22 protein-coding genes are annotated in these 21,484 nt (G+C 73.0%); 11 read left to right on the top strand and 11 right to left on the bottom strand.

All coding sequences use genetic code 11. The annotated features are described in order from the left end of the window. Positions 1–56 precede the first annotated feature (56 nt). Together EDF50_RS06015 and EDF50_RS06010 are read left to right on the top strand one after the other, a co-directional pair. Positions 57–431: a hypothetical protein gene (locus EDF50_RS06015; RefSeq protein WP_123518667.1), complete on the top strand. Its 375-nt coding sequence runs from the start codon at positions 57–59 to the stop codon at positions 429–431. 114 nt (positions 432–545) lie between these two features. After that, positions 546–1,832 (top strand): M18 family aminopeptidase, encoded by a 1,287-nt coding sequence (locus tag EDF50_RS06010; RefSeq protein WP_123518666.1) that lies wholly within the window; start codon positions 546–548, stop codon positions 1,830–1,832. 30 nt (positions 1,833–1,862) lie between these two features. Here EDF50_RS06010 and EDF50_RS06005 read toward each other — a convergent pair whose 3' ends face one another. Beyond that, a complete protein-coding gene (locus EDF50_RS06005; RefSeq protein ID WP_123518665.1) occupies positions 1,863–2,498 on the bottom strand; it encodes an alpha/beta hydrolase in 636 nt (211 codons plus the stop codon). Positions 2,499–2,546: 48 nt separating this feature from the next. Between EDF50_RS06005 and EDF50_RS06000 the strand changes: the two genes are divergently transcribed. Both EDF50_RS06000 and EDF50_RS05995 read left to right on the top strand, forming a co-directional pair. Further along, positions 2,547–3,083, top strand: a complete 537-nt coding sequence (locus EDF50_RS06000) for a DUF1990 family protein (protein ID WP_158612646.1) — start codon at positions 2,547–2,549, stop codon at positions 3,081–3,083. A 98-nt stretch (positions 3,084–3,181) separates the two neighbouring features. Continuing rightward, complete coding sequence (locus tag EDF50_RS05995; RefSeq protein WP_123518664.1) at positions 3,182–4,291, top strand: alpha/beta fold hydrolase; 1,110 nt, start codon at positions 3,182–3,184, stop codon at positions 4,289–4,291. A 36-nt stretch (positions 4,292–4,327) separates the two neighbouring features. On the opposite strand, the gene EDF50_RS05990 is transcribed toward EDF50_RS05995, so the two are convergent. The 3 genes from EDF50_RS05990 to EDF50_RS05980 form a co-directional block, all read right to left on the bottom strand. Then, positions 4,328–5,608, bottom strand: a complete 1,281-nt coding sequence (locus tag EDF50_RS05990; RefSeq protein ID WP_123518663.1) for an Nramp family divalent metal transporter — start codon at positions 5,606–5,608, stop codon at positions 4,328–4,330. A 175-nt stretch (positions 5,609–5,783) separates the two neighbouring features. Beyond that, positions 5,784–6,500 carry a hypothetical protein gene (locus tag EDF50_RS05985; RefSeq protein WP_123518662.1) on the bottom strand — a complete coding sequence of 239 codons (717 nt, stop codon included), beginning with the start codon at positions 6,498–6,500 and terminating at the stop codon, positions 5,784–5,786. A gap of 115 nt (positions 6,501–6,615) precedes the next feature. Then, on the bottom strand, positions 6,616–8,091 hold the full coding sequence (locus EDF50_RS05980) for a CvpA family protein (RefSeq protein ID WP_123518661.1): 1,476 nt from the start codon (positions 8,089–8,091) through the stop codon (positions 6,616–6,618). 167 nt (positions 8,092–8,258) lie between these two features. On the opposite strand from EDF50_RS05980, the gene EDF50_RS05975 reads away from it, so the two are divergent. The 4 genes from EDF50_RS05975 (at position 8,259) to EDF50_RS05960 (ending at position 12,121) form a co-directional block, all read left to right on the top strand. Further along, a complete protein-coding gene (locus EDF50_RS05975) occupies positions 8,259–9,197 on the top strand; it encodes a CoA ester lyase (protein WP_123518660.1) in 939 nt (312 codons plus the stop codon). Positions 9,198–9,364: 167 nt separating this feature from the next. Further along, a complete protein-coding gene (locus EDF50_RS05970; protein WP_123518659.1) occupies positions 9,365–10,039 on the top strand; it encodes a PadR family transcriptional regulator in 675 nt (224 codons plus the stop codon). A gap of 73 nt (positions 10,040–10,112) precedes the next feature. Further along, positions 10,113–11,009 (top strand): DNA/RNA non-specific endonuclease, encoded by an 897-nt coding sequence (locus tag EDF50_RS05965; RefSeq protein ID WP_123518658.1) that lies wholly within the window; start codon positions 10,113–10,115, stop codon positions 11,007–11,009. A gap of 125 nt (positions 11,010–11,134) precedes the next feature. Next, a complete protein-coding gene (locus EDF50_RS05960; protein ID WP_148076771.1) occupies positions 11,135–12,121 on the top strand; it encodes a hypothetical protein in 987 nt (328 codons plus the stop codon). A 117-nt stretch (positions 12,122–12,238) separates the two neighbouring features. Here EDF50_RS05960 and EDF50_RS05955 read toward each other — a convergent pair whose 3' ends face one another. After that, entirely contained in the window at positions 12,239–12,598 is a 360-nt protein-coding gene (locus EDF50_RS05955) for a hypothetical protein (protein ID WP_056046678.1), read from the bottom strand. Between the two features lie 211 nt (positions 12,599–12,809). Between EDF50_RS05955 and EDF50_RS05950 the strand changes: the two genes are divergently transcribed. Next, on the top strand, positions 12,810–13,547 hold the full coding sequence (locus EDF50_RS05950; protein ID WP_123518656.1) for a trypsin-like serine protease: 738 nt from the start codon (positions 12,810–12,812) through the stop codon (positions 13,545–13,547). A gap of 165 nt (positions 13,548–13,712) precedes the next feature. On the opposite strand, the gene EDF50_RS05945 is transcribed toward EDF50_RS05950, so the two are convergent. The 3 genes from EDF50_RS05945 to EDF50_RS05935 all read right to left on the bottom strand — a co-directional run bounded on the left by EDF50_RS05945 (position 13,713) and on the right by EDF50_RS05935 (position 16,401). Continuing rightward, positions 13,713–14,261: a GNAT family N-acetyltransferase gene (locus tag EDF50_RS05945; RefSeq protein ID WP_233570376.1), complete on the bottom strand. Its 549-nt coding sequence runs from the start codon at positions 14,259–14,261 to the stop codon at positions 13,713–13,715. Between the two features lie 27 nt (positions 14,262–14,288). After that, positions 14,289–15,653: a M23 family metallopeptidase gene (locus tag EDF50_RS05940; RefSeq protein WP_148076770.1), complete on the bottom strand. Its 1,365-nt coding sequence runs from the start codon at positions 15,651–15,653 to the stop codon at positions 14,289–14,291. Positions 15,654–15,960: 307 nt separating this feature from the next. Further along, positions 15,961–16,401: a MarR family winged helix-turn-helix transcriptional regulator gene (locus EDF50_RS05935; protein WP_123518654.1), complete on the bottom strand. Its 441-nt coding sequence runs from the start codon at positions 16,399–16,401 to the stop codon at positions 15,961–15,963. Between the two features lie 109 nt (positions 16,402–16,510). Here EDF50_RS05935 and EDF50_RS05930 point away from each other — a divergent pair, with 109 nt between their 5' ends. Both EDF50_RS05930 and EDF50_RS05925 read left to right on the top strand, forming a co-directional pair. Next, complete coding sequence (locus EDF50_RS05930; RefSeq protein WP_123518653.1) at positions 16,511–17,686, top strand: ABC transporter permease; 1,176 nt, start codon at positions 16,511–16,513, stop codon at positions 17,684–17,686. 37 nt (positions 17,687–17,723) lie between these two features. Continuing rightward, on the top strand, positions 17,724–19,001 hold the full coding sequence (locus EDF50_RS05925; RefSeq protein WP_123518652.1) for an FAD-binding protein: 1,278 nt from the start codon (positions 17,724–17,726) through the stop codon (positions 18,999–19,001). An 83-nt stretch (positions 19,002–19,084) separates the two neighbouring features. On the opposite strand, the gene EDF50_RS05920 is transcribed toward EDF50_RS05925, so the two are convergent. From EDF50_RS05920 to EDF50_RS05910, 3 genes are all read right to left on the bottom strand, one after another. Continuing rightward, positions 19,085–19,753 carry a histidine phosphatase family protein gene (locus tag EDF50_RS05920; RefSeq protein WP_123518972.1) on the bottom strand — a complete coding sequence of 223 codons (669 nt, stop codon included), beginning with the start codon at positions 19,751–19,753 and terminating at the stop codon, positions 19,085–19,087. A gap of 199 nt (positions 19,754–19,952) precedes the next feature. After that, positions 19,953–20,672 (bottom strand): nucleoside/nucleotide kinase family protein, encoded by a 720-nt coding sequence (locus EDF50_RS05915; protein WP_123518651.1) that lies wholly within the window; start codon positions 20,670–20,672, stop codon positions 19,953–19,955. Next, positions 20,669–21,403 carry a DedA family protein gene (locus tag EDF50_RS05910; protein ID WP_233570374.1) on the bottom strand — a complete coding sequence of 245 codons (735 nt, stop codon included), beginning with the start codon at positions 21,401–21,403 and terminating at the stop codon, positions 20,669–20,671. Before EDF50_RS05910 ends, EDF50_RS05915 begins: the two co-directional genes overlap by 4 nt. Positions 21,404–21,484: the final 81 nt, after the last annotated feature.

Genomic DNA, 21,484 nt, shown 5'->3' with positions numbered 1-21,484 from the left:
CGGACGAGGAGGCGCGGTGCGCCTAGCGTCGGAGGTCCACCACGAGAGGACACCCGATGAGCGACGCCCGCACGAACCCCGACGCGCACGACCCGGACGACGAGCTCGGCCACGGCGACGCGCTCGACCAGGCGGCCGTCGAGGCCGCCGCGATCGAGACGCACCGCGCCACCCACCCGTCGGGCCCGACCGACACGCAGGGCGAGCCCGCCGGGTCGGGCGACGCGACGCCGGACGGCGACGTCACGCAGCTGCTCGGCGGCAGCCACTCGGGCGAGGACGGCTACGTCGCCGTGAGCCCCGGGGGCGTCTCGGGCGAGCAGGACGCCGCCCTGACCGTCGACGACGAGGACCCGCACTCGGCCGACCCCGAGGCCGACGCCCACCGTGGCGACATCGGCGCGAACCGCGGCGGCAGCGGCGGCCGCTGAGCTGCTGTGCCCGCCGAGATGTCACGACGTGCCGCTGACGTTCGAAGATGAGAGGCACGTCGTGACATCTCGGCGGAAGTCGGGTCCGCCCTCGGGTGGTGCATGCTGGTGGGGATGACTGACACGCGCCCCCACCTCGACGACTTCGCCCGCTTCATCCAGGCCTCGCCCTCGTCCTTCCACGCCGCGGCCGAGGCCGCCCGTCGGCTCGACGACGCCGGGTTCGTCGCCCTCGACGAGACCGCCGAGTGGCCCACCGGGCCCGGCCGCCGCTACGTCGTGCGCGACGGCGCGGTCATCGCCTGGATCGAACCCGCCACCGCGACGGCCACGACGCCGTTCCGCGTGGTCGGGGCGCACACCGACTCTCCCGGCTTCAGGCTCAAGCCCAAGCCGACCACCGGCACCCGCGGCTGGCTGCAGGCCGGTGTCGAGGTCTACGGCGGCCCGTTGTTCAACTCGTGGCTCGACCGCGACCTCGAGTTCGCCGGACGGCTGGTCACCCGCGGCGGCGAGACGCACCTCGTGCGCACGGGCCCGCTGCTGCGCTTCCCGCAGCTCGCCGTCCACCTCGACCGTGGCGTCAACGCCGACGGGCTGAAGCTCGACCCCCAGCGCCACCTGAACCCCGTGGTCGGGGCGGGGCCGCTCGACGAGGCCGACGTCCTCGGCCACCTCGCCGGGTTGGCCGGGCTGACCGGAGCCGACGTGACCGGGTACGACGTGGTCGTTGCCGACACCGCGCCTCCCGCCGTCCTCGGCATGGGCGGCGAGCTGTTCGCCGCCGGGCGCATGGACAACCTGTCGTCGACCCACGCCGGTCTCGTCGCCCTGATCGAGACCGCGACGTCGGGCGTCGAGCTCGACCACGTCGCCGTGTTCGCCGCGTTCGACCACGAAGAGGTCGGCTCGGCCACGCCGTCGGGTGCCGCCGGGCCGCTGCTCGAGGACGTGCTCGCGCGGGTCTCGGCCGGTCTCGGGGCCACGACGACCGAGCACCGCAGGGCCCTGGCCGGGTCGTGGTGCCTGAGCGCCGACGCCGGACACGCCGTGCACCCGAACTACCCCGAGCGGCACGACCCGGTGAACCAGCCGGTCGTGAACCGCGGGCCGTTGCTCAAGATCAACGCCAACCAGCGCTACGCCACCGACGGGCTCGGGGCGGCCGAGTGGTCGAGGGCCTGCGAGCAGGCCGGCGTGCCGTTCCAGGAGTTCGTCTCGAACAACTCGGTGCCCTGCGGCTCGACCATCGGGCCGATCACGGCGACGCGCCTGGGCATCCGCACGATCGACGTCGGCATCCCGCTGCTCGGCATGCACTCGGCCCGCGAGCTCTGCGGTGCCGACGACCCCGCCTACCTGTCCCGCGCCGCCGCGGCCTTCCTCGCGCCGGACGCGTAGGCGTCACCAGCCGACGGGCCCGGCGGGCTCTCAGCCGAACGCCTCCGCCGCAGGCACGCCGAGCGCCCAGGCCAGCACGGCCGGCCACTCGCCGTGGCCCGAGTCGGGGGTGAGGTGACCGCCTCGGGGCACGACGACGACCGGGGCGTCGACCCGCGCCTCCCAGGTGTCGACCGGGCCGAGCGGCAGCCACTCGTCGTCGTCGCCGGCGACGACGACCGCCTCGGCGGACCCACCGGGTGAGAGCCGACGCCCGTCGAACGGGTCGCCGGCCACGAACGCGTGGATCGGCTGCCCGGCGATCAGCTCCGGCGACGGAGGCGCGACGAGCGCGACCCGGTCGGCCCGCGGAGGCTCGTCGCCGGCCTGCAACCTCAGCCAGAGCAGGCACGAGAGGCTGTGGCACAGCACCGTCACCGGTCGGCCCTCGGGAAGGGCGGCGAGCTCCCGACGCACCGCGGCCTCCCAGGCGGCGGGCGTGGGCTCGTCGGCGTCGGGCAGCTGCGGGTAGCGCACCACGTGCCCGCGGACCTCGAGCTCGGCCGCGAGCCAGCGCTGCCAGTGGCCCTCGGGGCGATGGTTCCGCCACCCGTGCAGGATCAGGTAGGCCGTGGGCGGGGTCGGCGTCGGGGCGGTCGGGTCGGTCGGGTCGGTCGGGTCGGTCACGGTCCGATCATGCCCCGCCGACGCGCCAGGACGTGGCAGGGTCGACCCATGACGTCACACCCGCCCCGGGCCCGGTTCGGCGACGGCTACGCCTTCGAGGGCGAACCGAGCCTCGACGGCCCGCCACCCGCCGGGTTCCACGTCACGACCCGCAGCCGGGTGATCGGCCACGGCCGGGCCGCCTTCGACGCCGCGGGCGACGCCGTGCTGCGTTGGCAGGTGCACCACGGTTCGGGCTTCGTGCCGCTCGAGGTGCCCGACCGGGTGACCGTCGGCGCGACGAGCGTCTGGGGCGTCACCTTCGGCCCCCTGCACCCACCCGTCGCGTGCCGGGTGTTCTCCGTCGTCCGGACCGACGCCGAGGTCGGCTTCGGCCACGCGGCCCTGGTCGGCCACCCCCAGCGCGGGTGGGAGAGCTACCGGGTGCACCGTCACGACGACGATCGCGTGACGCTCGACATCCGAGTCGTCTGGCGCCCGTCGGCCTGGTGGATGCGTGCCGCCGGGCCCGCGTCGGCGCTCGCCCTGTCGCTGATCCTGCGGCGCAACCTGCGCGCCCTCGACGGCGTCGTGGCCCCCGCCTGACGACCCCGCCTCGACCGGACGGCGGGGTCGGCCTGGCATCGAGGGCCGACGCCGCAGCAGCGCGTCGGGCTCCGAGCCCGCCGTGCCACACTGATCCGATGAGTCCTCGACGTCGCCACGCCGGTTCGGCCCGCCGCGCGGCCGCTCGTGACGCCTCCCGGTCGGGCGGCGTCGACACGAACGTGACCGTCCGCCGCGTCGAGCGCGGCGACCTCTACGTGCGGGTCAACACGATCGGCGACACCGGCGAGCGTCCCTTCGTGCTGGTGCCCGGCATCGGCGTCTCGTCCGACTACTTCGAGCGCCTCGCGCCGAACCTCAACGAGTTCGGCCCCGTGCACGCCCTCGACCTGCCGGGCTTCGCCGGGGTGCCGCACCCGGGCCACGCCCTCACCATCCGCGAGTACGCCGACCTCGTCGGCACGGCCATCGACGAGCTCGGGCTCGACGACCCGATCGTCGTCGGGCACTCGATGGGCACGCAGATCGTCGTCGACCTCGCCGCGCGCCGACCCGACCTGTCGACGGTCGTGCTGATCGGGCCGGTCATCGACCCGGCCCACCGTCACCTGCTCGAGCAGGCGGTGCGCTTCGCCCGGGCCGCCTGGCACGAGCCCGGCCGCGTCAAGTTCTTGGCGCTCAGCGCCTACGTGCTCTGCGGCGTGCGCTGGTTCTCGCGCATCCTGCCCAAGATGATGACGTACCCGATCGAGCGGCACCTGCCGCAGATCACCGCCGACACCCTGGTCATCCGCGGCGAGCACGACGCCGTCGCCCCGCGCGAATGGGTGCGTCGGGTCGGCGACCTGCTGCCCTCGTCCCGCCTGTGGGAGATGCCCGGCGCCGCCCATTCGGTCATGCACGCCCATGCCGAAGAGGTCGCCAAGCTGTGCGTCGAACACGCCCAGCAACCGATCCGACACGACGAGGGCGACGAGCTGCACCACTACGTCGACGCGGGGGACGGTGACGAGAGCGACGACTTCAGCCCCAGCCCGGCCGACTTCGTCACAGCCGTCGGGGCCCGCCTGCGTTCGACCGCGGCGACCATGCGCGGCGACGACGAGGCCCTCGCGAAGGCCAAGACCGACCATGCCGAGTCGATGCAGGCGGCCTTCGACCGGCGCCAGGCCGAGAAGGTCGCGGCCGGCGAGGCCCCCGACGACGGGCCACACATCGAACCCACCACGGGCGACGCCGACCGCTGAGAACACAGGAGGCGCGGGTCGGGTCGACCCGCCCCCTCACGCCCCCGAGACGGTCAACCCGATCAGGACGAGGTTGAGCGCGACGACGACCACCACGGCCGCCCAGCCCGCGACCCGCGTGGCGGCCGCGTTGACGCCCGTCCCCATCAGCGCCCGGTCGCTCGTCGCGACGACGAGCGGGACGAGGGCGAAGGCGATCCCGAAGCTCAACACGACCTGGCTGAGGACGAGCAACCAGGTCGGGCTGATGCCCGTCGCGAGCAACACGAGGGCCGGGATCAGCGTCACGACGCGACGCACCAGGAGCGGTACCTGCACGTGCAACAGCCCCTTCATGATCTCTGCGCCCGCCATCGCCCCGATCGACGTCGAGGCGAGACCCGACGCGAGCAGGCCGACGGCGAACAGGACTCCGATCACGGGCCCGAGCGCCGCGGCGATGGCCTGCTGTGCCCCGGGGATCGTGTCGGTGCCGTCCTGACCGGCCAGGGTCGAGGCCGCGAGCACGAGCATGGCGACGTTGACGCCGCCCGCGACCAGCAGGGCGAGGACGACGTCCCAGCGCGTGGCCCGGAGCACGCGGGCACGGTCCGCCCCCTCGGCGACGACGCCGTGGTGGTCACGGGTGAGCGCGGAGTGCAGGTAGACGGCGTGCGGCATGACCGTGGCCCCGAGCATCGACGCGGCGAGCAGCACGGCCGTGCTGTCCTCGAAACGGGGCACGAGGCCGGCGAGCATGCCCCCGGCCGAAGGCGGCGCGAAGAGCAGGCCCGCACAGAAGCCGAGGGTGAGGACGGCCAGCAGGGCGATCACCACGGTCTGGAAGACCCGACCGCCGCGGTACCGGGTCAGCATCAGCAGGCCGAGCGAGACGAGCCCGGTGATCAGGCCCCCGACGACGAGCGGCACACCGAAGAGCAGCTGCAGCGCGAGGGCGCCGCCGATGATCTCGGCGACGTCGGTCGCCGCCGCCACCAGCTCGGCCTGCCCCCAGTACGCGAGCCGGAGCGGCCGACGACGGAGGCGCGTGCCCATGACCTCGGGCAACGAGCGCCCCGTGACGATGCCGAGCTTGGCCGACAGATACTGGACCAGCACGGCGATGGCGTTGGCCAGCACGAGCACCCAGAGCAGCGTGTACTGGTACGCCGCCCCTGCGGTGAGGTTCGCGGCGACGTTGCCCGGGTCGACGTAGGCGATCGCGGCGACGAACGCCGGGCCGAGCAGGGTGCCGCGCGGCCGGGCGTGGACGACCCGGCCGGGGCCGCCGCCACGGGGTCGGTGGGCGTCGGCGCGGCGGGCGTCGGTCGAGCTCATGCCTCGACCCTAGCAATGTTTCGGCACCCCGAAACCTGGTTGTCGTCTTGTCTCAATTCGGACTGGTGCCGAAAAACCCGGTTTCGAACCATGAACCCAGGAGAAACTGGGTTCATGGTTCGAAACCGGGTTCGAGGCTGATTCGGTAGGTACCGGATCACGCCGCAGTTCGGTATTACTCGGTCGCGGCGGTGATCTTCGCGACGCCGACGAGCATCTCGTCCTGGACGGCGTCCGTCCCGAAGGTCTCGTTCAGCAGCTCGGCCGCGTCGGGGCTGACGTGGACCGTCGTGCCCTCGAGCACGGCGTTGCCGTCGACGACCTCGAGGGGCTTCAGGGTGCCGCCCCAGAGGGTGAAGAGATAGGCGTCCTCGGCGACGACCTGGCCGTTCGCCGTCACGGTGCCGTAGAGCTTCGACTCACCCGGGTCGATGCGGAAGTCGCTCAGCTCGACGGCGGTGCTGCCCGCGGTCAGCGAGAGGCCCGAGCCGTCGTGGTCGATCTCGCCCTGCACGTAGGGACGGATCTCGCTGTCAGGGCCGAAGTAGTCGACGTGCCCGCCCGTGATCGGGAACGAGAACGTGCCGTCGGTGAAGGTCGCGGTGCCGACCACGCCCGGGGTCAGGCCGAGCGTCGTGAGGGCTTCGACGAACGATGCGTCCACCGCGACCTGCGTGTCGACGCCGTTCGACAGGTCGGGGATCGACGCCTGGGGCAGGAGGCTCTCGCCCGGGCCGGGCTCGCGGGTCTGGTTCACGGGGTGGGTCGGAGCCGTGTTGTTGCTCTCGGAGTCCGAGGTCGAGGCGCAGGCCGCGAGCGAGAAAACGAGAGCTCCGGTCGCGACGGCGCCGAGGACGCCTCGACCGAGTGATGAACGGAGGGGGGTGCGCATGAGTGGTCCTTGTCTGTGCTGCCCGGTGGGGTTGATCGGTGTTCGACGCCCGGGCGGCGTCGGATGGGGCGACGAGCAGAGGGGCGACCCGCCTGGGACGCCCCCCTCTCGGCGATCATTCCTCTTCGGCGAAGAAGCGGTCGACCTTGCGGTGGTAGCGCTGACCCAGCAGGCCACCGAGGACGGCTCCGCCGAAACTCAGCACGACCAGGAGCCCGAGGCCGATCAGCCCGGCGAGGGACGACGACTGCAGGTCGTCCATCGAGGGGACGAACGGGTTCGGCGACGACGAGTCGCCGGCCTGGGTCCCGACGACGCCCACGACGACCGCCAGCACGATGGTGATCACGAGGCCCCAGAGCCACGTCGCGAGCCCCTGTTTGACGCCACTGAAGCGGGCGATGCGTGAGGCCGTGTACCCGCCGATGAGGTACCCGAAGAAGATGATCGCGAGGACCACGATGCCCGAGGTGAGACCGAGCACGTCGGCGTTGTCGGTCGTGAAGGAGCGCAGGTCCGCCATGGCGGTCGACCCCGAGGCGACCCCGCCCCAGGCCGCGAGCACGCCGCCGAAGATCGTGATCATGACCAGGCCGAAGCCCGTCGCGGCGAACCAGCCGAGCAGGCCGGCACCGAAACGGATGCCGCCGAACTCCTCTTTCTGCTGGGCGAGCAGCTCACGGCGCACCGACACGTGGTCGATGCCCGAGTCCTTGATCAGGGGGTAGGCGTGGGACCCGGTGTCGCGACCGGCGGCGGCACCCGCAGCCGCGCCTCCTGCTGCTGCCGCGGTCGGCGCGACGGCGGTGGGGGCGTCTTGGCCGAACGAGGGCTGACGCTCGGCCGCGGCGCGGTCGGTGGCGTCGCGCTCGGCGTCCGAGCGGTCGTCGACCCACCCGTCGTGGGTGGACGAGGAGGCGCCGGTCGCCGCCGTCGCGGACGCCGCGGTGGCCGTGTCGTCACCCCGGTCACCGGTGGCGGGGTCACCGGCGCGTGCGGCCTCGGCCGCACGCAGGGCTTCGTCGTCGTGCAGGGGACGTCGCGTGCCGTCGGTCGAGGCGGACCAGGCCCGCTGGGCGGGCTCGGTCGGCGCGACCATGGGGACGGCCTCGGTGGGACGGCCGGCCGAGGCCGCGTCGCGGTCGGACTCGGAGAGGACCTCGGTGTCGCGACGGTCGGCGTCGGTCGACGCGTCGGCGTCGGCATCGGCGGGCCGGTCGGACGCCGTGTCGCCGGGGACGTACTCGGCGGGCACGGACTCCGGCAGCGCCTCCTCGTCGGACGGGGCGGACGTCGCGTGGGTCTCGGCCACGACCGGGCGGTCCTCCGCGTCGGCGATCGGGCCCTGCTGCGTCGGCGCGTCCGAACCGAAGTCGACGGCGGGCTGCTGCTGCTGCGTCGGGGCGTCGCCGCCGAAATCGACGGCGGGGGGCTGCTGGGTCGGCACCTCGGAGCCGTAGGGCACCTCGGCCCGCTCTCCGGTCTCACCGGTCTCGTCGGACCGCGGGGCGTCGTTCGTGTCGTCGCCGTACTGGGGATCGCGTCCCTCGTGGTCGGGGCGGTCGCGCCGCGGATCGTTCGCGTCGGTCATGGCTCACTCCTGTCGGTGGGGTCGTTCCCTGGATCTGTGATCCTCCTGAACGTTACGCCCGAACGGCACCGCAGGCCGGGAGCCCTCGCCCTCGTCGGAAGGACTCACGGGCCCGGACGAGCCGGTAGCGTGGACGGGACCGCCGAGCGACGAAGGACGACGACGTCATGACCGACACCAGCCAGATCCCCTCCGACCCGACCGCGACCGACGCCGCCGAGCCCGACGTCGCCGCGACCGATGCCACGGCGACGACCCGCCGGGCCTCGACGGTCGGCCGGGCGCGACCGAACCCCGACATCGCCCGCTCGTGGCTGCTCGTGCCGGGCACCGCGCCCGACCGCTTCGACTCGGCACAGGCGTCACGGGCGGACCAGATCGTCCTCGACATCGAGGACGCGGTCGACCCGGCCCGCAAGCCCGCCGCTCGCGACGACGTCGTCGCCTGGCTGACGGGCGGCGGAGAAGCCTGGGTGCGCATCAACGACCGCTCGACCGACTTCTGGTCCGACGACGTCGACGCCCTCATGGGCCTGCCCGGACTGCACGGCGTCATGCTCGCCAAGACCGAGGCGCCCGAGCACGTCACCGAGACGTTCGATCGGCTCGGAGGCGCGGTGCCGGTGCTCGCGCTCGTCGAGTCGGCCCTCGGCATCGAAGAGAGCCCGGCCATCGCCAAGGCCCGCGGCGCGTTCCGCCTGGCGTTCGGCAGCGGTGACTACCGCCGCGACACCGGGACGAGCGCCGACGACCTGGCCATGGCCTACCCTCGCTCGCGGCTCGTCGTGGCCAGCCGCATCGGCGGGCTGCCCGGCCCCATCGACGGGCCGACGGTGGGCAGCAGCCACCCCGTCCTGCGCGAGCAGTCGGGTGTGGCCGTCGCCCTTGGCCTGACCGGCAAGCTCTGCCTCGACGTCGAGCAGCTGCCCGTCATCAACGAGGTCATCAGCCCCACGCCGTCGGACGTCGCCTGGGCCCAGGACTTCCTCGCCGACTTCGAGAGCCGTGGGCGCGTCATCCGTGACGGCAGCGACCTGCCCCGCCTGGGCCGGGCCCAGAAGATCGAGAAGCTCGCGTCGGCGTTCGACGTGCGGCCCGCGAGCTGACCGCTCGACGACGAGAGGAGGCGCGTCCCGGCCGGGACGCGCCTCCTTTTTTTCTCGCCCGAGTGTCTCGACGGCCTTGACACGCGATAGTCAACGACATATCTTTGACACATCGCGACAGAACGTCTCGATCTCGACTTCTCCCCCTGACCCGAAAGGAGTACCCCATGGGTACCGACTTCACCCCCGAGCACCACGGCGACCCCCGTCGCCAGCACCACGACTCCCCCGACGCCCGACGCGACCTCTTCGGACGCGGCGAAGGGCACGGCCGCTTCGGCCGTCCGTTCGGCCGCGGTTTCCGCCCCGGCCCCGGCTTCGGCGGCTTCGGCCCCGGTTTCGGCCCCGGCGGCCCGGGCTTCGGCCCCGGTGGCTTCGGTCCGGGCCGCGGCGGACGCGGCCGGGCCCGACGCGGCGACGTGCGGCTCGCGATCCTCTCGCTGCTGTCCGACGCCCCGTCGAACGGCTACGGCCTGATCAAGGCCATCGCCGAGCGCACCGACGGCACCTGGAAGCCCAGCCCCGGCTCGGTCTACCCGACGCTGCAGCAGCTCGTCGACGAAGAGCTCATCTCGTCCGACGAGGCCGCGACCAAGAGCGTCTTCACGCTGACCGAGACGGGCCGCGCCTACGTCGCCGAACACGCCGACGAGATCGAGAAGGCCTGGGCCGCGACGGCCGACGACGCGAGCGACACCGACCGCGAGTTCCAGACCAGCCTCATGAAGCTGATGGGCGTCGTGAAGCAGTTCCACCACGACGGCAGCGAGGCCCAGCGGGCCGCCGCCACCGCCAAGCTCGACGAGACCCGGCGCGCGCTCTACGCGATCCTGGCCGACTGACCCCGACCGGTCCCGATGTCGGGGGTCGTGGGCAAGATGGGCCCACGAGCACGACGACCCGCCGGAGGCGCCCATGAGCACCGCAGACGATCCCACCGCAGACGGTCCCCCCGCCGCGACCACCGCCGACCTCGACCGGGCAGGGTACGACCCGGCGTTCCTCACGGTCGACCTGCCGCTGCCCGCGGTGCACACCACCGTGCGTGAGCTGCCCTACGTCCACTTCACCGTGCTGCTCGACCCCGTCCGGCGGCTGGCCGCCCTGACGGCGGTCAACGTCGACGGTTCGTCGCTCGTCGACCTGGGTCGTGGCGTCGACTGGCATCTCGACGGACGTGTGCCCGACGACGAGCAGACCGGGCCAGGGGTCTACGCCTCGAACGACCTCGACCGTGGGCACCTCGTGCGTCGCCGTGACCCGGTCTGGGGCGAGCAGGCGGTGGCCGTGCAGGCGAACGTCGACACGTTCTGCTTCACCAACGCCGCCCCACAGGCGGCCGAGTTCAACCAGTCGAAAGAGCTCTGGCTGGGTCTCGAGGACCAGGTGCTGCAGTACGCCTCGACGCATCGGCAGAGGCTGACGGTCTTCACGGCCCCCGTGCTGCTCGACGACGACGCGCCGTACCGCGGCATCCGCCTCCCGCGGCGGTTCTTCAAGATCGCGGCATGGACGACGTCAGACGGGGGCTCGCTGCGCACGGCGGCGTACCTGCTCGATCAGTCCCCCGAGCTCGACGGCGTCGACCTCGAGGCGGCGTTCGCCCGGGCGCACGAGCAGGGTGATCCGCCGCCGCTCGGGCCCTACCGCACCTACCAGGTGCCCGTCCGCGACATCGCCGCGATGACGGGCTTCGACCTCGCGCAACTCGCCGAGGCCGACACCCTGCGGCCGGTGCCCACGATCGAGCCGCCGGACGGCATCCGCGAGGGCTGGGTGCCGCTCACCTCGGTCGATCAACTCTCGTTCTGACGGCTGGTCGGGCCGGCCGACCCGGGGCGGGCCCGTCGGACCTGGGCCGGGCCCGTGGGCCCACCGACCCGGGGCGGTGGCCCGTCCAGCCGGCTCGCATCGAGTCGTGCCACCATGCTCGGGCCATGGCAACGAACGACCGAGACCCCGTCGATCCCGCAGACGCCCCGTCAGCCCTGCCTCCTGAGATGCCGAGCAGCCTGACGATCCTGCGGGACGAGGACGCCCCTCCCATCCGCGCCGCACCCTGGCGCGAGGTCCGGGTGGCCTTCCTCGTGCCGACCACCTCGACCGCTGCGGCCGCCGATGTCCGGCACCTGCTCGACGAGCCCGAGTTGCACTTCACGCCCGGTCTGCGTCATGGGACGCTCGCGTTGATGCCGCGCCGGTCGGCTCTGCTCCGCATCGTGCTCGAATGGGAGTGGTCGGTCGAGGCCGCGTCCTTCGCCGTGCACTCCTTCGACCCCGAACCGTTCACGGCCGCCGAACGCGACGCCCTCGAAGCCTGGTTGCGCGCGACGGCCCGACGACTGCACCTGTTCGAGGGCGCGCTCGGTCGTGCCGTCGCCCGGGTCGACCACGACGTCGTGCGGGGCACCGACACGAGTTCACCCGAGTCGTCGCTGGCCGGTGCGGCCTCGGCGGCCCGAGCGTCGGATTCGTCGGCGAACGCTTCCGGCACGGGCCGTGCCGCGTCGGACGATCCCTGGTCGGACGATGCCCGAACCGCCGATCTCGCGACGGCCGGCCCCGCTGCGACGACAATGCGGTCGGCCACCCTCGGGACGAGACTGGCCTCGCCCGCCGACGGGGCCGCCCACCCCGTGGTCGACGTCACCCTGCCGGACCCGAGCGACCCCGGCTGGGAGGTCTTCGTCGATGCCACCAGCCACCAGACCCTGGGCTACCGCCGCACCCTCGACGACGGCGGCAGCGCCTACGCGTTCAGCTATCTCGTGGCCGACGACGTCGACGACGTCACGCCCGACGACCTCGTCGAGTGGCACGACCAGCACATCCAACGCCAGCTGCTCGTCGAGGACGCCCGCCAGGCGTACGTGCACCTGCTCGCCGGGCTCGAGCCGCCCGTCTCGGTGCAGTACACGGTCTGACCGGCCCGACCCGGCCCGACCCGGCCCGGCCCGGCCCGCGCCGCGCCGCGCCGCGCCGCGAACAGTCGGCGTGCACGAGAAGCACGGGCACAGGGGTCGGGGTCGAGGAGGCTCGGGTCAGGGGGCGACGTCGACGATGGCGACGAACCGGGTGCCGACGCCGTCGACCTCGGCCCGGACCACGCCCGGCTCGGGCTCGGGCAGTTCGTCCGCTCCGTGGTCGTCGCAGCTGAGGTAGGTGTACTCGGGCCACCACTTCTTGGGGCGGGCCGCCTCGTGGTACCCGCAGACGACGCACTCGAGTTCGACCCAGACCGGCTTGCCGGTGCGGTTGGCGCGGGACTGCACGAGCCAGGCCGGCGGCGTCCGTTCGATCGCGACCAGCTCGTCGACCGTCATCTTCGGCGGGAGGCCGTGGCGCTTCGCCATCTCGAGCGGGATGTCCAGCCGCAGGGCGGCGTCTCGTCGCGTGATCACCCGCACACGCTACCCGCCCGCCCGCATCCGCCGCGAGCAGCACCCCTGTTGCCACCTGCAACGCCCGGCGTCACGTCGGCCAGAGTGCCGACTTGCCCCCGAACGAGGGCCAGGCGGAGGCTCGACCCAGGCGGCACGTGCCCGATCCCCGGGTCGGGCGATCGCCGGACCGCCCGCCCAGCACCACCCGACACGAACCAAGGGGAACCACATGAAGAAGTTCGTCGCCGCAGCCCTGACCGCCGCGGCCCTCGCCGTCGGATCGCTCGGGGTCTCGACCCCGGCCGTCGCCGCCGGCCCCGACGACACCATCCGGTCGACTGACGTCGTCGGCGGCCAGAAAGCACCCACGACGCCATGGGCCGTGCAGCTGGTCTTCCAGACCGGAGGCACCGCGAGCTACGCCTGCACCGGTGAGCAGATCAACGCCAACTGGGTCTTGACGGCCCGCCACTGCATCGATGGCGTCACGTCGATGCAGGTCTACCACTCGAACAGCACGACGAACCCGGGCACCGCGATCGCCGTCGACCGTGTCGCCGCGGCACCGTCGGGAGACATCGCGCTCGTGCACCTCGGCCAGTCGAAAGCGCTCGGCAGCTACCCGTCACTGAACCTCGGGTTCCAGGCGACCTCGTCGGGCAGCGGCACGATCATGGGCTACGGCCTGCGCGCCAACTCGGTGCAGTCCGACGGCCTCTACCAGGCGACGGTCGGCCTCACCGGCCGCAGCACCGACGCCTACGGCGGGGTCGCCCAGCACCTGAACGGCACCACCGGTGCGGCGAACCACGGTGACTCAGGTGGCCCACTGATCGTGGCCGGCCAGATCGTGGCCGTCTGCTCGACCGGTGACGAGGCCGACCCGGGCGCGAACACCCGGGCCGGGTCGAACTACGCCGTGCTGTCGCAGAGCGCGAGCTGGATCCGCTCGACGGCCGGCCTCTAGTCCGCGAGCGGGCGGGTCCGTGGGCGACGGGCGGCCACGGCCGCCCGACTCGCACGAAGACGCCCGCCCTCAGAGCGCAGGAGGCGCGCCCCGGTCACGCGACCGGGGCGCGCCTCCGTCGTCGTGGCGACCCGCGCCTCCTCGACGGGCATCGGCCCGCGGCCGTCAGACGATGGGTTTCTCGAAGCAGATCGACTGAGGGATGGTCGTGACGTAGGGCTCGTAGGTCGGGATGCGCGTGAACCCGATCTTCTCGTAGAGGGCGACGGCGTCGGGCTGGCGGTCGCCCGTCTGCAGGATGAGTCGACGCGCGCCGTTCTCGCGGGCGACCGCCTCGAGCTCGGCCATCAACAACCGGCCGATGCCGCGGCCGCGCTGACCCTCCGCGACGATCACACGCTTGACCTCCCACTCGCCGTCCCGGCTCTGCACGAGGGCGTGACCCACGGCCGTCCCGCCGTCGGCACCGCCGTCGGCACCGCCGTCGGCACCGCCTTCGGCGACCACCAGCACGGTTCCCAACACGTTCGACGGGTGCACCGTGAGTGCGGCGTTCCGCGCCTCGACGACGGCGACGGGTTCGACGACGTCCCGGTGGTAGCGGACGGTCATCTCGGCGTCCATGGCATCGCGCAGGGCGACGGCACGGGGGTCGTCGAAGGCGACGCGTTCGAGGTGCAGCGGGGGCAGGGCGGAGGGAGCGGTGTTCGTCACCAGACGATTCTGCCCCCTCGGGGGTGCCTAGAGTCGCACGCCTCGCGCGGCCATGAAGGGCACGGGATTGGTCGAGGCGCCGCCCACGCGGGTCTCGAAGTGCAGGTGGCAGCCGGTCGAGTTGCCGGTCGACCCGACGAGGGCGATCAACTGGCCCGCGACGACGCTCTGCCCGCGGGACACCTTGATGCCGCCGTTGACGATGTGGCCGTACGCGGTCGAGACGCCGCCGCCGTGGTTGACCTGGACGTAGTTGCCGTAACCGCTCGCCTGGCCGGCGAACGTCACGGTGCCCGAGGTCGCGGCGTAGATGGGGCTGTTGCAGCCGGGAGCCAGGTCGATGCCGTCGTGCATGCGGTAGACGCCGGTCACCGGGTTGACACGCATGCCGTAGCCGCTCGACATGTAGCCGGCGCTGGGACGCACCCAGCCCGAGCCGGTCGAGGCACCGCCACCACCGGACGAACCGCCGCCGGTCGACGGAGCGGGCGCGGGCGCGGAGGGCGTCGAGGGCCGGGCGGCGGCGGCGGCAGCAGCCGCGGCGCGCTGCTGGCGGAGAGCCTCGGCCTGGCGGGCGGCCTCGGCGGCCTCGGCGGCCTTGCGGGCCTCCTCGGCCTTGCGCGCGACCTCGACGCCGGTGGCGTAGTCGGCCTCGGTCTGCAGGCTCTGGTCCTGCAGCACGGCGAGCTGGCCCTGGAGCCGCGACTCGTTCTCTTGCTGGGCGGCCACGGCGGCGGCGGCGGCGTCGGACGCGGCCTGCGCCTCGTCCATCGAGACCTGGGCGGCCCCCTGCAACTCGACGAGCGCGTCCGAGGCGACCTTGGCCTGGTCGGACAGCGACTGCGCGACGTTGCGGTCGTTCACGGCCTGCTGACGGATGCCATCGGTCTGCTCGGTGAGCTTGCTCATCGCGCCGAGTCGGTAGAGCAGGTCGTCGGCCTGCTCGGTGTCGCCCACGAGCTGCGACGAGACGTTGCCACCACCCGTGCGGGCGAGCTGGGCCGAGACCTGACCGGCACGCTGCTCGCTGGCATCGGCCACGGCGGCCTTCTCGTCGGCCTGCGACTGCAGTTCGGCGAGCTTGGCGGCGCCGGCGTCGGCATCGGCCTGGGCTTTCTCGAACTCGGCACCGAGACGCTCGGCCTCGGCCTGGGCGGACGCGGCGTCGCTCGCGAGCTGATCGAGCAGCCCCTGGATGCGGCTGACCTCGGCGGCCTTGGCGGATTCGCTCGAGCGGGCGGCCTGGACGTCGTCCCACGACGGGTACGAGGCCGCCTGCGCGGGTGAGGCCCCGAGCACCGTGCCCGACACGACCAGCGTGAGGCTGAGCAGCACCGTCGCGGCGGCGGCGGCGACGCCCTGACGGCGGGGCGGGGTCACGGGCGAAGTCACGGAAGAGCACCTATCTGTGGTCGGTCCCGAGCCCGCAGGACGCGTCGGATCGACGGTCGTCGGGGGTGGGGAACTCGATCAGCCTACGGGCGGAACCGGGAAGGGTAAACCCGCACCTCAGGGTTTCTCGTGATCGGCTTGTCCCCAGTCGGGGGTGCACAGCAGGACGCACGACGTGACTCCAGTCACATCCGTCACACGATCTGTACCCCGAATGACGAGGAGGCGCGACCGGGCCCTCCGCGTCGCCCACGACGACAGGCGTCGCGTGACGGTGGCAGATCGCCGCCCGGGCCGGTCGTCGGGATCAGTCGACGAAGGCCGAGTTGAGGCGGTGGAGCGCTGCGGCGAGGGCGTCGACCTCGTCGGCCGTCCACCCCTCGAGCCGATCGGCCAGGGCGGAGCGGTTGGCGTCGACCGAGCGGCCGAGCAGGTCGTGGCCTCGGGCGGTCAGCGTGAGGGCCTGGCCACGTCGCCCTTCTGCCACGCCCCCCTCGCCGGACTCGACCAGGCCCAGCTCGACGAGCCCGCCGAGTTGGCGCGAGACGGTCGAGCGGTTGAGGCCGAAGTCCGTCGCGATGTCGGTGGCGCGGCAACCGGGGTTCGCGGCGATGAAGGTGACGAGCGAGTGTTCGACGAACGACAACGGAGCGCTCTTGTGCCGGGCGCGGGCCACGGCCCGCCGCGACACGGTCTCGAGTTCCGAGTAGACCGTGTCGATACCTCGCTGCCCCCGCTGGTCCGTCACGGGGTCAGCCTAACGGCGGGCAGACGGGAACACCGAGGACGCCTTTTGTGTTGCATAATGCAACTGTACGACCTGACGGGCAACGGCGCCCCCGACCACGAGGAGCCCCGTGACGACCACCGACCTGACCCTGCACCGACCCGACGACGGCGCGCACCCCGATCGGCGCCCGTTCCGCGACGACGCGCTCCGTGGCGGGGACGACCGGCCCGACCCGCGCCTCCCCCGCGGTCACCAGCACGCCCGGCCGGCGGCCGCGCGTCGGCCCCGCCCCGACGCCGCCGCCTGGCGCTCCCTCGCGCTGCACGTGCTCATTCCCCTCTTCCTCGCCACCGGCATGGCCCTCGCCTACCTCGGCGCCTTCGGCCACCCGGCCCCGCACCACGTGCCGGTCGCGGTGGTCGGCGGCACGGCCCAGAGCGAGGTCTTCGCCCAGCAGCTCAACGACGCCGATCCCGACGCCCTCGACGTGCGCACCGTGGCCGACGCCGACGCGGCCCGGGCCCTCATCACCGATCGCGAGATCGCCGGAGCGTTCGAGGTGGGCACGGCCGACGCGACCCTCTACGTCTCGTCCGCCGCGTCGGACACGACCGCGAGCGTGCTGCAGAAGGTCTTCGGCCCCGTCGCCTATCGGCTCGGCCTGCCCCTGAAGGTCGACGACGTGGTCCCGAGCGGACAGGGTGACCCGACGGGTCAGGGGCTGTTCTTCCTGCTCGTCGCCCTCAGCGTCGGTGCGTACGCGAGCGCCGCCGCCATCTCGGCGGCGAGCGCTCGGCTGGGTCTCGGCCGGCGCCTCCTCGCCGGTGTCGTCACGGCGGCCGTGATCGCGGCGATCGGCACGGTCGTCGTCGGCCCCGTCTACGGCATCGTCACGACCGGCCTCTGGGGGGTGGCGCTCGTCAGCTGGTTGTACGTGACCGCCATCGTGGTCATCGGCATCGGCCTGCATCCCCTGCTGCGCCACTGGACGACGCCCGCCCTGACCATGCTCTTCGTCATGCTGAACTTCACCAGCTCGGGCGGTGTCTTCTCGTCGCAGCTCGTGCCGCCGTTCTTCGGCGCGCTCGGCGCCTTCTGGAACGGATCGGCGTGGCTGCACGCGACCCAGTCGATCGTCTACTTCCCCGGCCAGGGCTGGGGTCGGGCCGCCCTGACGCTCTCGCTCTGGCTCGCCGCCGGGCTCGCCCTCGCGGGCCTGACGCACCTCTGGAGCGTCCGCGCCACCCGACTCGCGAACGAGCGGGTCGCCGTCCGCGAGGACGAAGAGGGCATCGCCGCCTGAACCGGCCGACGCCGCGAGCGCGTGCGAGACTCGACCGGTGACGACGACGCACGAGACCATCCGGCCACCCCGACGCGACGAGCGGAACTGGGCCGACAGCTTCAGCTACGGCGCGACGCGGGTCGTGCGACCGAGCACCGTCGACGAGCTGAGCGAGCTCATCGCCGGCGCTCCGAGCATCCGGGCACTGGGCACGCGCCACTCGTTCAGCGACGTGGCCGACGGCCGCGGCCTGCTCGTGTCGACCACGGCGTTGCCCGCCGACCCCGTCATCGCCGACGACGGCCGCAGCGTCACCGTCGGTGCCGGCACGAACTACGCCGTCGTCGCCCAGCACCTCGACCGACACGGGCTCGCCCTGCTCAACATGGGCTCGCTGCCGCACATCTCGGTGGGTGGGGCGATCGCCACGGGCACCCACGGCTCGGGTCTCGGCCTCGGCAGCATGTCGAGCGCCGTCTCGGCCCTCGAGATCGTCGGCACCGACGGGTCGCTGCGGACCGTGCGTCGTGGACAGCCCGAGTTCGACGGCAGCGTCGTCGCCCTGGGCGCCCTCGGCGTCGTCGTCCGGGTGACCCTCGACGTGCAGCCCGGGTTCCGCATGCGGCAGGACACCTACGTCGACCTGCCCTGGTCGAGCGTCGACGACCATCTGGTCGACGTCATGGGCGCCGGCTACAGCGTCAGCTTCTTCCACGAGTTCGACCAGCGAATCCGCGAGGTGCTCGTCAAGTCACGCGTGCCCGACGGCCTCGCCGACGTGTCGATGCCCCGGGACCTCTGGGGCGCGCGCCCCGCTCCCGTCGACGAACACGCCGAGGTCACCGGGACGAAGTCCACGCCGATGGACGGCAGCGTCGGGTCCTGGGCGGACCGCCTGCCGCACTTCCGCATCGACGCCACCCCGTCGGTGGGCTCGGAGCTGCAGAGCGAGCACTTCGTGGCCCTCGACGACGGCCCTGCCGCCCTCCGAGCCGTGCAACGCCTCGGAGACGACCTGCGTCCCCACCTCCACACCTGCGAGACCCGCACCGTCGCCGGCGACACCCTCTGGTTGAGTCCGACGCCACAGGACAGCCTCGGAATCGCCTTCACCTGGAAGAAGCACCCCGCGGAGGTGGCCGCCCTGATCCCCCGCGTCGAGGAGGCGCTGGCCCCGTTCGCCCCACGCCCGCACTGGGGCAAGTTGTCGGCCCTGCCGCACTCGGCGATCGTGGCGGCGTATCCGCGACTGGCCGACTTCGCGGCCCTCGTGCGCGACGTCGACCCCGACGGCAAGTTCGGCGGGCCGGCCCTGGAGCGTCTGCTCGCCTAGCAGGGGAATCGTGCGGAGCCAGGGCGTCGTGCGGAGCCAGGGCGTCGTGCGCCCCGGGGCGCCCTGCGACCACGGGTCGAAGGTCAGTAGGACTCGCCGGTGGGGTCGGGCGCGTCGAGGTCGAGCAGCTCGGCTCCGCCGACGGGCAGGCCCTGCCACGTCTGCAGGCGCCAGCCGCGGTCGAGGGTGCCCTCGAGGGTGACCACGCCCGTGTTCTCGAGCAGGTGATGACGGATGAACTCGTCGTCGGCGTTCACCGCTCGCGATCCGACCCAGGCGCGGATGGCCGCACCGTGACTGACCGCCGCGACCGTCCGGTGGCCGTCGCGCTCGCCCCCCGCGACCAGTTCGGCCAAGGCGGCGTCGTACCGCGCGAAGAACTCGTGCCCGTCCTCGGAGCCGGGCACCCGGGCGTCGAGATCGCCCGAGGCCCAGGCGAAGACACGACCGACGTAGGCCGAGACCGCCTCGGTGTCGCTGCGGTCCTCGAGGTCGCCGGCCTTCACCTCGCGCAGCCCGTCCAGCACCGTGGGGCTCAGCACCCGGGCCGCGGCCAAAGGTGCCGCCGTGAGCTGTGTGCGCACGAGCGTGCTGACCGCGAGCGCACCGATCGTCTCGTCGGCGAGCGCCGCGGGCAAGGCCTCGGCCTGCCGTCGACCGAGGTCGGTGAGCCCGACGCCGGGGGCGACGGTGCCGAGCTTGCCCTCGACGTTGTCGGGGGTCTGACCGTGACGGATCAACAACAGGCGCATGATCGTCCACCCTACGGCGGACCCCCGACACGGCCGGTCGGTCGGTCGGTCGGTCGGTCGGCCGACGAACGTGACCCGCGCCTCCCGCACCCCCTCTGCAGATCCCGACCCGCGCCTCCTGAGCTCGGTGTGCAGATCTCGAGCCGCGCCTCGCGCACCCCGCACCGAACCGAGGAGGCGCGGGCGGGCGATCAAGCGGTCAAGCGTCGGGCCAGAGACGGCCGGCGTCGACGACGACGTCGGCCCGGGCGCCGGTGGCCCGGACGAGTCGGGCGTTCGCCTCGTCGGGGCCGGCGGCCCAGGCCGCGGCGGCCTCGGACGTCATGCCGAACCGGACGTGCCGGGCGACGAGCCAGCGACGGCGCAGCTCGGCGGGGGTGTCGACGAACCACACCTCGTCGAACGCCGAGCGCACCTCGGGCCACGGCGCGAGCTCGGCCAGCAGGTAGTTCCCCTCGCTGACCACGACCTCGACCGACGGGTCGACCTCGATCGCACCGCCGATCGACTCCTCGACGCCGCGGACGTACTCGGGTGCCCAGACCGTCGTCGAGCGCGACCGCAGCCGGTCGAGCAGCGCCAGGTAGCCGTCGGCGTCGAAGGTGTCGATCGCTCCCTTGCGGTCGAGGCGTCCGAGCCGCCCGAGAGAGGATCCGGCCAGGTGGAACCCGTCCATCGGCACGACGACGGACCTCACCCCGACCCGGGTGAGCCCATCGACGACGGCTGCGGCAGCCGTGCTCTTGCCGCCGCCGGGCTCACCGGCGACGCCGATCAGGGTGCGGGCGGGTACGGGTGGCGACCCGGCGGCCGTCGCGACGCCCTGCGAGGAGCCGAGCCGCGCCTCCTGGGTCCGGGCGTGGACCGCGAGGGCGCGCGCGACGAGGTCGTCGACCGAGCCGAGCGGCGAAGCGGTCACTCGGGGCGGCCGACCGCGTCGGGCCCGGTGCCCGCGTCGTCGCCGACGTCGGCGGTCCGGAACTCGGTGAGGGCGGCCTCGCGGCGCGACCGGCGCCAGGCGAGCAGGGCGTGCAGGGCGATCGGGACGACCGACAGCACGACGAGCACGACCGCGAGCACGTCGATGTGGTCTCGGATGAACGGGATGCCTCCGAGCAGCGAGCCGAGCACGGTCATGCCCACGGCCCAGAGGAAGGCGCCCGTCACGTTGAAGAGCAGGAACTTGGGGTACCGGTAGCCCGCGGTCCCGGCCGCCAACGGGACGTAGGTGCGGACGATCGGGACGAAGCGACCGAGGATCAGGCTCGTACCGCCGTACTTCGCGAAGAAGGCCTCGGCCCGCTCGAGGTAGGCCGTCTTGAGGATGCGCGCGTCGTCCTTGAACAGTCGGCGGCCGAAGCGGTTGCCGAGGAAGTAGCCCACCTGGTCGCCCAGCACCGCGGCGACGAACGCGCAGAGCGCGATCACCCAGACCTGCAGCCCCAACGCCTCGTGCAGCACGCCGGCGGTGAAGAGCAGCGAGTCGCCGGGCAGGAAGGGGAACAGCACACCCGACTCGATGAAGACCATCAACGAGATGCCCGCGAGGGCCCAGGGGCCGAGGGCGGGCAGCAACTCGTCCGGGTTGAACAGGACGAACCCCCCGCCGGTCGAGGCGGGCAGGGCGGCGAACAGGGTGTCGGCGATCACGAGGGACGACCCTAACCGGTCGGCCCCGCCCCCGGGTGTCCACCGGGGGGACCATGCGCCGTCCGCAGGTCTCGGCCGAGC

This window comes from Frigoribacterium sp. PhB24, assembly GCF_003755185.1.
GTDB lineage: Bacteria > Actinomycetota > Actinomycetes > Actinomycetales > Microbacteriaceae > Frigoribacterium.
The sequence above is the reverse complement of the archived record's forward strand: the minus strand, read 5'-3'. Positions and strand labels throughout refer to the sequence as shown.